Origin of the sequence: Microbispora bryophytorum (assembly GCF_043197435.1) — a bacterium.
Classification (GTDB): Bacteria; Actinomycetota; Actinomycetes; order Streptosporangiales; family Streptosporangiaceae; genus Microbispora; species Microbispora bryophytorum.
In genome coordinates, this window is sequence record NZ_JBICTF010000005.1 from 237728 (window position 1) to 250566 (window position 12839).

Genomic DNA, 12839 nt, shown 5'->3' on the forward strand with positions numbered 1-12839 from the left:
CGCTGCCCTCAGCCGCTGGCGAGGATGTCGGCGACGGTGGCGGTGCTGTCCTCGCTGCCCACCACGACCACGATGTCGTCCCCGGTGAGGACGAAGTCGGGGGCGGGGCTGGCGAAGACGTGCCCGGCACGGACGACGGCCACGATGGAGGCTCCGGTGCGCGTGCGCACCTGCGCCTCGCCCATGGGACGGCCGGTGTAGGGGGAACCGGGCGCGATCGGAAGCTGGACACTGACCAGCCCCTCGACCTCGCGGTGCAGGGCGTTGAGCCGCTGGACGATGCGGGGGGCGCCGAGCAGCTCGACGAGCGCGTCCGCCTCCTCGTCGTTGAGTTTCACCGTCTCACAGGCCCTGTCGGGATCGTCGGGATCGTAGATCACCAGGTCGCGCCGCCCGGTGCGGTGGGAGACCACCCCGATGCGCCGTCCCGAGCGCGTGGTGAACTCGTGCCGCAGCCCGATTCCCGGCAACACCGTCTGCTCGACATCCACGGCGTCGCTCCTCCGATCTGATAAGTCAACACTTATCCAGGAACCTACCAATAATGGACGGTGGTCTCATTTCGGTCATCCGCACGGGTCATTGCCGGTGTGGCAAGCTGACGACGTGGACGACGACCTCGAACACGCGCTCGTGTCGGTCGGGCCCCGGCTGCGCGCGCTGCGCCGGCAGCGCGAGACGACCCTGGCCGACCTGTCGGCGGCGACCGGCATCTCGGTGAGCACGCTGTCGCGGCTGGAGTCGGGCGCGCGGCGGCCGACCCTCGAACTGCTGCTGCCCCTGGCAAAGGCCCACGGTGTCACCCTGGACGAGCTCGTCGACGCCCCGCCGACGGGAGATCCGCGCATCCACCTGCGGCCGGTCGTCCGCCACGGCATGACGATGTTGCCGCTGACCCGCCGGGCCGGGGGCATCCAGGCCTACAAGCTGGTGATCGCGGCGGGCAGCGTCAGGAGAACGCCGGAGCCGAAGACGCACGAGGGCTACGAGTGGCTGTACGTGCTCAACGGGCGGCTGAGGATGGTGCTCGGCGAGCAGGATCTGGTGCTGTCACCGGGTGAGGCGGCCGAGTTCGACACCCGGCTGCCGCACTGGTTCGGCGCCGCCGACGAGCAGGCGGTCGAGTTCCTCAGCCTGTTCGGCAGCCAGGGCGAGCGCGCCCACCTGCGTGCCCGCCCCCGGACCGTGCACAGACGATCCGGCTCCCGAACGGACCCGATCTCCTGAACAGGCCCGGTCTCCTGAACGGGCCCGGTCAGTTTCCGCAATGCGCCGCGGCGACTCGCTTCGGCACCACCATGCGCCAGGCGTCGGTCACGATCTCGGCGAGCTCGACGGTGCCGAGCGTGGCCAGACGCACGCGCACCCAGTTGTACCGCTCGTCCGACGGTATGGGCATGAGGAACCTGTCGGGGTCGGAGGCGACCAGCGCGGCGCGTTCCTCCTTGGGGAAGGCGAAACCCATGAGCGTCTCGTCGCGGGACAGCGAGACGTAGACGATCCGCCCGACCCGGAACTTGATCCGGTCACGGATCAGGTGCTCGGTGGTGCGCGGCAACGACATGGTCACCTGCCGCACGTCCTGGGTGGTCACCACGGTCGCCTCCTGACAGGTGCGTGCGGACGGTGCGGCCCACTTTAGAGGGGTCGCAATCGGTCGGGAACCCGGGTGGTGGCCGCCGCCGGCACGGTCAGCCGCGTTCCGTCACGGCGCCTGCCCGGGTGGGCGGTACCGGCGTGACGGCGGCCCGCGTCTGGGCGCGCTGCCGGGCCACGGCCAGCAGCAGGGTGCCGACGGAGACGACGACGATGCCCGCGCCGAAGATCTGGAAGGTCTGCACCGCGCCCAGTTGACGGACGGAGAACCCGGCGGCGACCGCGGGCAGCGAGATCGCGGCGTAGGCGACGATGTAGAAGGCGGCCATGACCTGGGCGCGCCGGTCCGGCGGCGCTGCGGCGCCGACGGTGCGCAGCGATCCGAACATGCCGAACCCGACGCCGATGCCGATCACCACGCTCGCCACGACGAACAGGGCCGCGCCGTCGGCGGACAGCGACCAGGCCGTCAACGCGATGCCGCCGGTGAGCGCGATCGTCCCCCAGGCGATCTGGACGGCCGGGGCCATCTTCCGAGTGACCAGCGGCGGCACCGCGGAGGTGCCGCCCAGGGCCAGGATGGCCAGACCGGCCGCGAGCTGGCTCGTGGAGTGAAGCAGGGCGGGGGCGAGCGTCCCTACGAGCCCCAGGTAGATGCCGATGATCGACCAGGTGCAGGTGATCCCGAGGGCGGCGAGCGTGAAGGGGGCGATGATCTGCCGGGGAACGCCCGGCGCGGCCATCCGGAACCCGGTGCGGGACGTGCCGGTCACGGTCTCGGGCACGCCCAGCATGCCGAGCAGCAGTACGACGATCAGCGCGGTGAGCACGATGAACGGGGTCACCAGCGGTCCCGGCGCGTACTGCACGAGCACGGCGCCGAGCAGGCCGCCGACGCCGACGCCCAGGGCGCTGGCGACGACGTTGTAGAGACTGGCCTTGGCCGGGTTGCCGCCCTGGTACAACTCGAGCAGGGCCGCGCCGGAGGCGCTGATGGCGATGCCGGTGGCCAGGCCCTGTACGGCGCGGGCGGCGAACAGCCAGCCGGTGCCGGACGCGGACATGAAGACCACCATCGAGACGAGGAGGCCGACGAGGCCGGCCACGATGACCGGTCGGCGGCCCCAGGTGTCGGAGACGCGGCCGAAGGCGAGCAGTGAGACGAGCACCCCGAAGCAGTAGGTGGCATAGATCAGGGTGACGGTGGAGGTCTGCACGTGCCATTGGGCCGCGTAGAGCCTGTACAGCGGAGACGGCAGGGCCGAGGCGGCGAGGCAGACTCCGATGACCCCCGCGGTCAGGGCGAACGCCGGCCCGGGTCCCGGCCGCCTCGCGGGCGGAGCAGCGGATGCGTCGTTGTTCACGCTCATCAGCGTCGCCCGTCGCCCGACGGCTGACGAGTGGCAGGACTGCCTGTCTTCATCAAAATCCTGCCGCTACCTTGATGACATGGAAGCCGTCACCGGCGTCGTGGCCCTCGCCGTCACCGCGGACATGCCGTTGTTCGAGCTGTCCATCGCCTGCGAGATCTTCGGCACCGATCGCAGCGACCTCGCCGACCCCTGGTACGAACTGCGGCTTTGCGCGGCCGACCCGGGAGGGACGCGGACACAGAACGGGTTCGTCCTGCACACCCCGCATGACCTGGAGGCGCTCGCCGCGGCCGACACCGTGGTGGTCCCGGCGGTGTCCGCCGACGCGGTGCTGTCCGGCGAGCCCGCCGCCCCGCGGCTGCTCGACGCGCTGCGGGCGGCGCACGCGAACGGGGCGCGGATCGTCTCGCTGTGCACCGGGGCCTTCGTCCTCGCCGAGGCCGGGCTGCTCGACGGGCGGCGGGCCACCACGCACTGGGTGTACACCGACATCCTCAGCGCGCGCCATCCTGAGGTGCGGGTCGATCCTGCGGTCCTCTACGTGGACGAGGGCGACGTTCTCACCAGCGCCGGCCGCAGCGCGGGGATCGACCTGTGCCTGCACCTGATCCGGGCCGATCTCGGCGCCGAGATCGCCAACCAGGTCGCACGCCGGATGGTCGTGCCCGCACACCGGCCCGGCGGGCAGGCGCAGTACATCGAGACCCCGGTTCCCCGCGCCGGAGACGACGGGCTGGCCCCGGTCCTGCAGTGGGCCGTCGAGCACCTGGACCAGCAGCTCACCGTCGCGCAGATGGCCTGCTTGGCCGGGGTGAGCCCGCGCACCCTGGTCCGGCGATTCCACGACGCCACCGGCACCACGCCGCTGCGCTGGCTGCACGCGCAGCGCCTGGCACGGGCCCGGCACCTGCTGGAGTCGACGGATTTGCCGATCGAGCGGATCAGCCAGTTGTGCGGCATGGGCACGGCGGGCAATCTGCGTCACCATTTCACCAGGTCGGTCGGCGTGACCCCGATGGAGTATCGGCGGACATTCCACGGCCAGTCCACGCCCGTCCTGTCGTCCGTTCCGTGAGCCTGGTTCTCGATGGAGCGTCTCGCCCTGTGACCGGCTGTCACGTGCTCAGCTCCGCGACGCCCTCCGGCTGTCTCTCGGCAGTCCTCCGGCGGCGGTGATCGAGCCGCACGTACAGCAGCGCGGCCCCCGTCACCACCAACGGCCACAGGAGATAGACGCCGGACATGAGCAGCAGCGCGACCACCGCGACCAGCGCCGCGATCGCCGTGGCCCGGCCCAGGCTGCGCCGGGGCAGCAGCTTGATCGCGGCGGCCACCCCGATCGCGTACACCGCGACGAACGAGCCGGTGGTGAGCAGCACCAGCGGCCGGGAGCCCACCCCCGTCGCGACCACGATGGCCAGCGCGGCGAACGACATGGCCGAGTTGACCGCCAGGCTGCGGCGCGGCACTTCGCCCGCCACACTGCCCTCGGCCAGCCTGCCGGGCAGGGCCCCGTCCCGGCCGAGGGCGGCACCGAGCTTGGCGGCGCCGGCGTAGTAGGCGTTCATCGCGCCGAGCGTCAGCAGCACCGCCGCGGCGGCGGCCGGCCACCGGGCGTTGCCGCCCAGCCCGATGGCCATCAGTTCGCCCAGCGGCGCGTTGGTCCGGGCCGCGCCGCTGCCGAGGACCGCGACGGTGGCGAAGGCCACCAGCAGATAGAGCACGCCCACGATGGTGACCGCGGCGGCGGTCGCCCTCGGCAGATCGCGCTGAGGGCGGCGAAACTCGCCGGCGAGATGGGTGATCGCCTCCCATCCCGCGAAACTCCACACCAGGAGCGCGGCCGCCGAGCCGATCGCGGTCCAGCCGTGCGGCGCGAACGGCTCCAGGTTGCCCATGTCGGCGTGGGGCAGCGACAGCCCGACCGACACCAGCAGCAGCAGGATCAGCAACCCCGCCAGTGCGAACTGCAGTTTGCCGCTGACCTGCAGGCCGACGGCATTGGCCGCGGTGACCACGACCATCAGGCCCGCCGCGGTCACCGTGGTGGTCGTCGTCCCGCCGCCGAGCGCGGCCGAGACGTACGCGCCGCCGAAAAGCGCCGCGGCGGCGGCCCCCGGTGGCACCGCGAAGTAGAAACACCAGCCGACCACCGCGGCGGCGTGTTCGCCGAACGCCAGCCTGGTGTAGGTGGACACGCCGCCCGCGTCGGGGTGTCGCGCGCCGAGCGCGGCGAAGGTCCCGGCCAGCGGCGCCGACAGCAGGATGAGGGCCAGCCAGGCCAGCAGCGAGGCCGGCCCGGCGGCCTCGGCCGCCAGCGCGGGCAGCGCGATGACGCCGGTGCCCAGCACCGCTCCCACGTACATCGCCGTGCCGTGGCCGACGGTCATCCGGCCCCTGTGCGTCACGTCAGTCATGGAGATCAGCATCCGGGCACGTGTCGAAGGACAACCAGTGGCAGAAACGCCATTCTGCGCTAAATTTCAGCCATGAGCCGACACGTCATCGGCCTCGCCGTCACCGACGGCACGCCGGTGTTCGAGCTGGCGGTGCCATGCGAGGTCTTCGGCACCGACCGCAGCGACCTCGTCGATCCGTGGTACGAGCTGCGCTTGTGCGCCGCCAAACCCGGGCCGCTGCGCACCACCGCGGGGTTGAGGGTCGACACGCCGTACGGGCTGGACGACCTGCTCCAGGCCGACACCGTCGTGGTGGCCGCCGTCGCCCGCGCCGTGCAGCTCGATCCCCCGCAGGGCCTGGTCGAGGCGCTGCGCATCGCGCACGAGCGGGGCAAACGCATCATGTCGATCTGCTCGGGAGCCTACGTGCTGGCCGCCGCGGGGCTGCTCAACGGCCGGCGCGCCACCACCCACTGGCTGAACGGCGGCGACTTCGCCCATCGCTTCCCCGAGATCGACTTCGACCCCGTGCCGCTCTACATCGACGAAGGCGACATCATCACTTCCGCCGGCACCGGCTCGGTCATCGACGCCTGCCTGCACATGGTCCGCCGGGATCACGGCGCGGCGATCGCCAACGAGGTCGCCCGGCGCATGGTGGTGCCGCCGCACCGGGAGGGCGGTCAGGCGCAGTACACCCAGGTCGTCACGGCCCCGGGCAGGAACGACTCGCTGACGCCCGTGCTGGATTGGGCCCGTGACCATCTGGGGGAGCCGTTGACGGTTCCCCGGCTCGCCCAGGTGGCGCACCTGAGCGAACGCACCTTCGCCCGCCGGTTCCGCGACACCCTGGGGATCACTCCGCTGCAGTGGCTGTTGCAACAGCGGGTGCGGCTGGCGCAGGAGCTCCTGGAGACCACCGACGAGTCCGTCGAGGACATCGCGCGCCGATCCGGCTTCGGCGCCGCCGCGACTCTCCGCTATCACTTCGGCCGCGTCACCAGCGTCTCCCCTCAGACCTACCGCCACGTCTTCCGCGACCGCTCCTAAAGTGCGCCCGCCCGCCGGTCACCGGTCGTCGGCGGTCTGGTTCGGAGTCGTCCGCCCGGTGCGGATGAGATGCCGCCCGTCGATCGCGTTCCGGTCGAGGAGTGGCAGCCGGAGGACGAAGCGCGCTCCGTTGGCGGAGTCTTCGATGCGCAGGGTGCCGTGGTGAATGTGGGCGATGTCGCGGGAGATGGCCAGTCCCAGTCCGGTGCCGCCGGAGTCGCGGCGTCGTCCCTCGTCCAGGCGGGTGAACCGTTCGAAGATGCGTTCGCGGTCGGCCGGTGCGATGCCGTCGCCGTCGTCGGTGACCGTGACGACGGCCTGGCCGTCGGAGGATTCGACGCGGACCGTGACGCCGGTCCTGGCGTGCCGCCGGGCGTTGGTCAGGAGGTTGTCCACCAGCCGGATCAGTTGGATCCGTGAGCCGTGCACCCACACGTCTCCGGTCGTGTCGATCTTCACTGGTGTACCGCCGGCGGGTGTGTCTGTCTCCTTGGTGATCAGTGTGGTGAGGTTGATCGGTTCGTGTGGTGCCGGCTGGCCTCCGCGGAGCCGGGTCATGGTCAGCACGTCCTGGACGATCGCCTCCAGGCGGCCGGTGACCGTCAGGGCTTTGCGGATGGTGTCGCGGGGATCGACGTGGTCGGGGTGGAGCAGTGCTTCTTCCAGTTGGACGCGTAGTCCGGCGATGGGTGTCCTGAGTTCGTGGGAGGTGACGGAGGCGAGGTGGCGTTGCTGTTCGGCCGGGCGTAGCGCCCGGTCGATGATGGTCCAGATGAGGCGGCCGCCGGTCAGGACGATCAGGAGGGTGGCTCCGGTGATGAGGTATTCGAGGCGGTGTGTCGCGAGGAGGGGTGGTTCGGTTGTTCCGGCGTAGACCACGGGTGCGTCGGGGGCCGGTGAGACGCGGTCGGCCATGAGCAGGACGCACGGCCCGCCGCCGGGGTGGCACTCGACGCGCTGCTGGAGCCGGTTGCCGGGTGGGGGCCGGAAGGTGCTGAGCGGCGGTCGTTTCGTGGCGGCCGGGCTGGCGACCGTGACCGTGCCGTGGGCGTTGACCAGTTGGACGAGGTTGACGGTGCCGGAGGCGGAGGCGGGATCGGGCAGCGCGCCGGCGCGTACCTGGGCGGTCCACTGGGTGGCGACCTGTTCGGCGGCGGAGAACGCCTGGTCCTCGATCCGGTATCGGATCGCCAGGTCCAGGCTCACACCGCCCAGGGCCGTGAGCAGGAGCAACAGCATCGTCACCGCTGTGGTACAACGCGCCTGCAGCGAGTGCAGAGACGGCATCGGTCTCACCATTCTCCTGCCGCACCCGTGGACGGCCGGCACCTTCGAGGAAAGATTGGACGATTTCGTCCACTTTGGGGCTATTTATCCGATTCTGTCAAGCGGGTGCGCATGGCCTGACGTGGCCTTTACCGCGGCCCAACGCCATTTCGAGGGCGACCATGAGGGGCCGTTCGTCCTGCATGGTCTCGGCGAGCAGGTAGCCGCCCTGCAGGGCGGCGATGACCGCGACGGAGAGCTCCCGGGGATCCGCGCCGGGGTCGAGCTCGCCGCTTTCCCAGCTCCGAGTGAGACCGTTCGCGAGTAATCCCTGCCACCTGGCGAAGACGGCCGCGAGAGACTGGCGGGCGTCGTCGCAGCGGCAGGCGAGCTCGTTGGCCAGTGCGCCGATGGGGCATCTGTAGGGTTCGCCGCGCTCCCGGCTGCCCGTCACCAGCGAGTCGCCGTCGCCCCCCTATACGGCACATCCTCGCAGCCACGTAGGGATTGGTGACGTGGTGATGCGTCGCACAGCATCAGGTGCGGACGGTGCTCTCAGACCCACACGAGCGTCAAGAGCGTCCGTCTCTGCTACGCCGGCATCGCGATCTGGCCCTGCTGGTGGGAGATCGATACGCGAAGGTGCGACGAGGACGCGACGGAACGGGGCGCCGCGAGGCGAGCTCAATTCTCAAGCGCTCACATGCTCACTCTTCAGCGGGAGTACCGCCCGCGGATCCGCCACGGATGCCAGGGGCGGCCCGTACTTTGCATCGGAGGACTGCTCCCTATGGCGGCCAAACCGGCCGAGAGACTCGTGCATCCGGTGCCGGTGCGACCCACAGCGAGGAATGAGGGTCTCAGTCACGGCGGGCCCATCTGCTCAAGAATCTCCGCCGCGTCCTCGACGGCGGCATGGCATCCCTCGGTCATGTGCACCCCGGCGGTGTTCAGGATGACCTCGTCCACGCCCGCCCGCTCGTATTCGCCCAAGGCCGCTCCTATCCGCTGCGGGGTGCCGAAGAGGAAGATCCCGTCCTCGACGATCCGGTGCGCGCCGGACACCGGATCGTACGGATTAACATCGCAGTCGGCTTGGCGCGGCTCCGTACCAGAGGCTGGTGCGTTCGCAGGTCGATGTCAGCGGCGTGTGTAGGAAGTTCGCGACCGAGACGGCCCCCGGCCAGGGCGCCGGAATCTCCGCCATGTTTCCGGGCCATCGCCGGTCAGTCCGGGAACGGCGTGCCGGCGCCCCCGGTGAGGTGCTGGTACACCTCCCAGGCGTTGCGCTCGACAAAGTTGTGCAGCAGCGTGCCGTCCTCGGCGACGGCCCACACGGCGGTCCCGGTCATGCGGATCGGCTCCTGCCTCGGTGGCGTGCCGAGGACGCCGTTGTTCCCGCCGGTGAGGATCCACCGTGAGCAGACCCGGCTGCCGTCCTCGTTCTGGAACGTCTCGACGGTTTCCAGGCGCATATCGGTGATCTTCGATTGGAAGGCCACGACCCATTCCTTGAACGCCTGGCGGGAGACGACGTCCACGCCGCCCGTCGTGATGACGAAGTCCTCGGCGACGAACCGGTCGATCGCCTCCACGTCGTACGGCGGGTTCCACACCGTCCGCCAGAAGTCGTGCACGATCTCCACGGAGTTCCTGTGCCTCATCCCCGGTCGCCCCCATTCGCCGTGCCGTCCCTTTCGGGTGTCGATACCCCAGGTGGTCGGGGCATACGGGCGGCCAGGGCGACGAACTCGGCGACGAGCGGGTCGCGGCGGCCCGACACCCAGGCGAGGGCCACCTCGTTGGGCGGGATGTCGAGGATGGGGACGTAGACGACGTCGCGCCGCTGGTAGTACATGGCCGTCGACTCCGGGAGGATGCTGATCCCCGGCCGCCGTCAGCGCGCTCCGGCGCTTGTCGCGGGTGAACAGCGACAGCCCGGCGCGGTCGCCACCACCGGTGTGGGGCCGGCACCGCGCTCGAAAGGGGCCGTCCCCGGAGCGCGGAGCGGGTGAGCCTCCCGGCCCTGACGTCGGGGAGCGCGTCGCGCCGCTCCCGCCAGGTGTGATGCCATGGGTGGCGTGGAATTGCGGGAACTGCGGGTGTTCGTCGTGGTGGCCGAGGAGGGGGGCATGTCGGCCGCGGCGCGCCGGCTGCACATCAGCCAGCCCGCGCTGTCGCAGACTGTCGGCATGCTGGAGCGCCGGCTGGGGGTGAAACTGCTGGTCCGCAGCAGCGCGGGAGTGCGGCTCACCGAAGAGGGGGTGACCCTGCTCGCAGAGGCGCGAGCCGTACTCGCCCGGCACGACCGGGCACTGCGGACGATGGCCGCGTACACGAGCGGGGACGGCGGGGTCCTGCGGGTGGGGATTCCCCTTGAGCTGCCGTCCGACCTGCTCGGACCGGCGCTGGACCGGCTTGCGGTGGCCCATCCCGGCACCCGTACGCAGGCTCGCCACCTGTCCACGGCAGCGCAGCTGGCCGCGCTGCAGGCCGGTGAGCTCGACGTGGGCCTGCTCCGGGAGCGCCCCGCCGGGCACGAGTTCGACGCGATGCTCGTGGCCAGGGAGAAGCTCGGTGTGCTCCTGGTCGCCGAGCAGGCCGCCGAGCTGCGCGGTCCCGGCGGCATCCGCTTGGATGCGCTCACCGGGCTGGAATGGGTGGGCTTCCCGCGCTCGGGCAGCCCTGCCTGGTTCGACGAGCTGACCGCGATCCTGCGCAGCCACGGCCTGGATCTCGGTCCCGCCGCCCCCGAGGGTCAGGAGCTGATCGCGGAGGTCAAACTCGCCGCCGTGAGCGCGGGCAGGGCTTTCGCACTGGCACCGCCGAGGTGGCCGCAGCCGCTCCCTCCGGCCGTCGAGTGGTCGCCCCTGGTCGGCCACCCGCTGATCCGGCGCACCTGGGCGGTGTGGCCGGCGACCGCCCGCCGCCGCGACCTTGCCGACTTCGTCGCGGGCTTCCGTGAACCGGGTGACGACCAGCCGAGATGACCGTCGCGGCCACACAGAGCCACACAGAGCCACATAGAGACCGCGCAGAGACCGCACGAGCCCGGCCAGGGACCCGCGCAGGGGATCGGGCGCGCTGATAACCGAAGGCACCAGTGGCATCCGGGCGCGCGCCCGCCCGGATGCCGGCTCGGCTCGGCGACGGAAGATTGGGCGACGGGCTTCACACTCGTGAGCGGCCTCCCTCGGCGGAGGCCGGGCGCCCGGCGCTTGTTCGGTGGGATACGTTCTAGCTGGACGGGAACGCCGAGCGCCGCGCGGCCACGCAAGACGAGGAGATCAGGCACATTGCCCAACACGCACGACCGCGGGGACGCCCGTGGAAAGGCCCCGGCCGACTCCGGCGGTGCACGGACCGGTCTGCGGGCCGACTGCGCGAACTGCTTCGGGCTGTGCTGTGTCGCGCTGCCCTTCGCCGCCTCGGCCGACTTCGCGATCAGCAAGGACGCCGGCCGGCCGTGCCTCAACCTGCGGGACGACTTCCGCTGCGGCATCCATTCACGTCTGCGGGACAGCGGCTTTCCCGGCTGCACCGTCTACGACTGCTTCGGCGCGGGGCAGAAGGTCTCGCAGGTCACCTTCGGGCGTAGCTGGCGCGACGAGCCGCGGACCGCGGCGCGGATGTTCGAGGTCTTCCCCGTCGTACGGCACCTTCACGAGCTGCTGTGGTACCTGGACGAGGCGATGTCCCTGCCGGAGACCCGCCCGATCCACGCCGAGCTGCGCGACGCGTTCGAGGAGACCGAACGCCTGACCATGGGCACTCCCGACGACCTGCTGGGCGTGGACGTCGCCGCCCACCGCGAGAAGGTCAACGTGCTGCTGCTGCGGACGAGCGAGCTGGTGCGGGCGTCGGCCGGGGGCCGTGCCGCCGACCGTGCCGCGGATCGTGCCGCCGACCGCAGAGGAGCCGACCTCATCGGCGCCCGGCTCAGGAAGGCGGACCTGCGCGGAGCCAACCTGAGGGGCGCCTACCTCATCGGCGCGGATCTGCGCGGGGCCGATCTGCGTGGCGCGGATCTCATCGGGGCGGATCTGCGCGGGGCCGACCTCGGCGGCGCCGACCTCACGGGGAGCGTCTTCCTCACCCAGGCCCAGGTGAACGCGGCCAGGGGAGACGACGCCACGAAGCTGCCCCCGGCCCTCACCCGTCCGGCGCACTGGTCGGGCCCGCAGGCCGGCCCGGCCTCCACCCGCGGCCCGCGCCCCCGCCGCGGCCGCGGATAGTCCGCGAAGCGGCCGGAAGTCCTGAGGTCTTCCGGCCCCGGGATTCAGGCGAACGCGGTGCGGTGATCGTTCGCCCAGGTGGAGAACGTACGAGCCGGACGACCGAGCACGCGTTCCACGTCCTTGGTGACTATGGCGTTGCCGCCCCGTGCGACCATCCTGGAGCCGTTGACCGCGATCTCGGCGAAGGCGGGATCGACGCCGGCGGCGAGCATCCGCTCCTTGTAGACCTCCAGCGGCACGTCGGTGACCGTGATGCGGCGTCCGATGACCTCGCCCAGGATCGCGGCCTGGTCGGGGACGCTCAACAGTTCCGGCCCGGTCAGCGTGAGGACGCTGCCCGCCTGATCGTCGGACGTCAACGCCCGCACGGCGGCTTCGGCGACGTCACGAGGGTCGACGAGGCCCTGCCTGCCGGTCCCCGTCGTGTTCGGAATCGGCTCTCCACGGCGGAGCTGACCGGCCCAGCGCAGCGCGTTGGAAGCGAAGCTGGACGGGCGCAGTATCGTCCATCGCAGGCCGCTCGCGAGTATGGCCCGCTCTCCCGGCAGATGCCAGTCCCCGACCTTGACCTCGGTGTTCTGGCCCGTGCCGATGGCCGACACCTTCACCACCTTGCCGACCCCGGCGGCGCACGCGGCGGCCAGCATCGCCTCATCATGCTCGGCCAGCCGCGGCCCTGGGGCACTGAGCAGGAAAAGCGACTCCGCCTTGTCCGCCGCCCGCGCAAGGGAGCCCGGCTCGCCGAAGTCGCCCCGCACGACCTCCACGCCCGGTGGCGGCGTGATCGCCGCCGGGTCCCTGGTCATCGCTCGCACCCGCTCACCCATGGCCGCCAGCAACCGGACCGTCTCACTGCCGATGGTGCCCGTCGCACCTGTCACAAGAATCATGGTCACCACCGTGTCAGCCCAGGTGCC

15 protein-coding genes are annotated in these 12839 nt (G+C 71.2%); 5 read left to right on the forward strand and 10 right to left on the reverse strand.

Annotated elements, in window-relative coordinates:
• Positions 1-8 precede the first annotated feature (8 nt).
• Positions 9-491, reverse strand: a complete 483-nt coding sequence (locus ACGFIB_RS18480; RefSeq protein WP_142576236.1) for a cation:proton antiporter regulatory subunit — start codon at positions 489-491, stop codon at positions 9-11.
• Positions 492-606: 115 nt separating this feature from the next.
• Here ACGFIB_RS18480 and ACGFIB_RS18485 point away from each other — a divergent pair, with 115 nt between their 5' ends.
• Positions 607-1227, forward strand: coding sequence for a helix-turn-helix domain-containing protein (locus ACGFIB_RS18485; protein ID WP_393373256.1), 621 nt, complete (start codon positions 607-609; stop codon positions 1225-1227).
• Positions 1228-1255: 28 nt separating this feature from the next.
• On the opposite strand, the gene ACGFIB_RS18490 is transcribed toward ACGFIB_RS18485, so the two are convergent.
• Both ACGFIB_RS18490 and ACGFIB_RS18495 read right to left on the reverse strand, forming a co-directional pair.
• Positions 1256-1597, reverse strand: coding sequence for an MmcQ/YjbR family DNA-binding protein (locus ACGFIB_RS18490; RefSeq protein ID WP_393373259.1), 342 nt, complete (start codon positions 1595-1597; stop codon positions 1256-1258).
• Between the two features lie 94 nt (positions 1598-1691).
• Positions 1692-2960 carry an MFS transporter gene (locus tag ACGFIB_RS18495; protein ID WP_393373262.1) on the reverse strand — a complete coding sequence of 423 codons (1269 nt, stop codon included), beginning with the start codon at positions 2958-2960 and terminating at the stop codon, positions 1692-1694.
• 85 nt (positions 2961-3045) lie between these two features.
• On the opposite strand from ACGFIB_RS18495, the gene ACGFIB_RS18500 reads away from it, so the two are divergent.
• Entirely contained in the window at positions 3046-4044 is a 999-nt protein-coding gene (locus tag ACGFIB_RS18500) for a helix-turn-helix domain-containing protein (protein ID WP_393373265.1), read from the forward strand.
• Between the two features lie 40 nt (positions 4045-4084).
• Here ACGFIB_RS18500 and ACGFIB_RS18505 read toward each other — a convergent pair whose 3' ends face one another.
• Positions 4085-5386, reverse strand: a complete 1302-nt coding sequence (locus ACGFIB_RS18505; protein WP_393373268.1) for an APC family permease — start codon at positions 5384-5386, stop codon at positions 4085-4087.
• Positions 5387-5458: 72 nt separating this feature from the next.
• Between ACGFIB_RS18505 and ACGFIB_RS18510 the strand changes: the two genes are divergently transcribed.
• Positions 5459-6418, forward strand: coding sequence for a helix-turn-helix domain-containing protein (locus ACGFIB_RS18510; protein ID WP_393373270.1), 960 nt, complete (start codon positions 5459-5461; stop codon positions 6416-6418).
• Positions 6419-6436: 18 nt separating this feature from the next.
• Here the strand turns inward: ACGFIB_RS18510 and ACGFIB_RS18515 are convergent, their stop codons facing one another.
• The 5 genes from ACGFIB_RS18515 to ACGFIB_RS18535 all read right to left on the reverse strand — a co-directional run bounded on the left by ACGFIB_RS18515 (position 6437) and on the right by ACGFIB_RS18535 (position 9542).
• On the reverse strand, positions 6437-7705 hold the full coding sequence (locus ACGFIB_RS18515; RefSeq protein ID WP_393373273.1) for a sensor histidine kinase: 1269 nt from the start codon (positions 7703-7705) through the stop codon (positions 6437-6439).
• 97 nt (positions 7706-7802) lie between these two features.
• Positions 7803-8138 carry an LmrA/YxaF family transcription factor gene (locus ACGFIB_RS18520; protein WP_357252213.1) on the reverse strand — a complete coding sequence of 112 codons (336 nt, stop codon included), beginning with the start codon at positions 8136-8138 and terminating at the stop codon, positions 7803-7805.
• Positions 8139-8548: 410 nt separating this feature from the next.
• Positions 8549-8749 (reverse strand): hypothetical protein, encoded by a 201-nt coding sequence (locus ACGFIB_RS18525; protein WP_393373276.1) that lies wholly within the window; start codon positions 8747-8749, stop codon positions 8549-8551.
• A gap of 161 nt (positions 8750-8910) precedes the next feature.
• Positions 8911-9330, reverse strand: coding sequence for a nuclear transport factor 2 family protein (locus ACGFIB_RS18530; RefSeq protein WP_357252218.1), 420 nt, complete (start codon positions 9328-9330; stop codon positions 8911-8913).
• Between the two features lie 14 nt (positions 9331-9344).
• Positions 9345-9542 carry a hypothetical protein gene (locus tag ACGFIB_RS18535; protein ID WP_357252221.1) on the reverse strand — a complete coding sequence of 66 codons (198 nt, stop codon included), beginning with the start codon at positions 9540-9542 and terminating at the stop codon, positions 9345-9347.
• Positions 9543-9756: 214 nt separating this feature from the next.
• Between ACGFIB_RS18535 and ACGFIB_RS18540 the strand changes: the two genes are divergently transcribed.
• Both ACGFIB_RS18540 and ACGFIB_RS18545 read left to right on the forward strand, forming a co-directional pair.
• A complete protein-coding gene (locus ACGFIB_RS18540) occupies positions 9757-10674 on the forward strand; it encodes a LysR family transcriptional regulator (protein WP_393373280.1) in 918 nt (305 codons plus the stop codon).
• A gap of 378 nt (positions 10675-11052) precedes the next feature.
• Entirely contained in the window at positions 11053-11919 is an 867-nt protein-coding gene (locus ACGFIB_RS18545) for a pentapeptide repeat-containing protein (protein ID WP_393374119.1), read from the forward strand.
• 44 nt (positions 11920-11963) lie between these two features.
• On the opposite strand, the gene ACGFIB_RS18550 is transcribed toward ACGFIB_RS18545, so the two are convergent.
• Positions 11964-12812 carry an NAD(P)H-binding protein gene (locus ACGFIB_RS18550; protein WP_393373283.1) on the reverse strand — a complete coding sequence of 283 codons (849 nt, stop codon included), beginning with the start codon at positions 12810-12812 and terminating at the stop codon, positions 11964-11966.
• Between the last annotated feature and the right edge of the window lie 27 nt (positions 12813-12839).

What these genes read in the sequence shown, in the direction of transcription:
- ACGFIB_RS18550 (WP_393373283.1), bottom strand. Translation starts at nt 12,812, where the DNA reads ATGATTCTTGTGACAGGTGCGACGGGCACCATCGGCAGTGAGACGGTC.
- ACGFIB_RS18540 (WP_393373280.1), top strand. Translation starts at nt 9,757, where the DNA reads ATGGGTGGCGTGGAATTGCGGGAACTGCGGGTGTTCGTCGTGGTGGCC.
- ACGFIB_RS18535 (WP_357252221.1), bottom strand. Translation starts at nt 9,542, where the DNA reads ATGTACTACCAGCGGCGCGACGTCGTCTACGTCCCCATCCTCGACATC.
- ACGFIB_RS18500 (WP_393373265.1), top strand. Translation starts at nt 3,046, where the DNA reads ATGGAAGCCGTCACCGGCGTCGTGGCCCTCGCCGTCACCGCGGACATG.
- ACGFIB_RS18510 (WP_393373270.1), top strand. Translation starts at nt 5,459, where the DNA reads ATGAGCCGACACGTCATCGGCCTCGCCGTCACCGACGGCACGCCGGTG.
- ACGFIB_RS18515 (WP_393373273.1), bottom strand. Translation starts at nt 7,705, where the DNA reads ATGCCGTCTCTGCACTCGCTGCAGGCGCGTTGTACCACAGCGGTGACG.
- ACGFIB_RS18505 (WP_393373268.1), bottom strand. Translation starts at nt 5,386, where the DNA reads ATGACTGACGTGACGCACAGGGGCCGGATGACCGTCGGCCACGGCACG.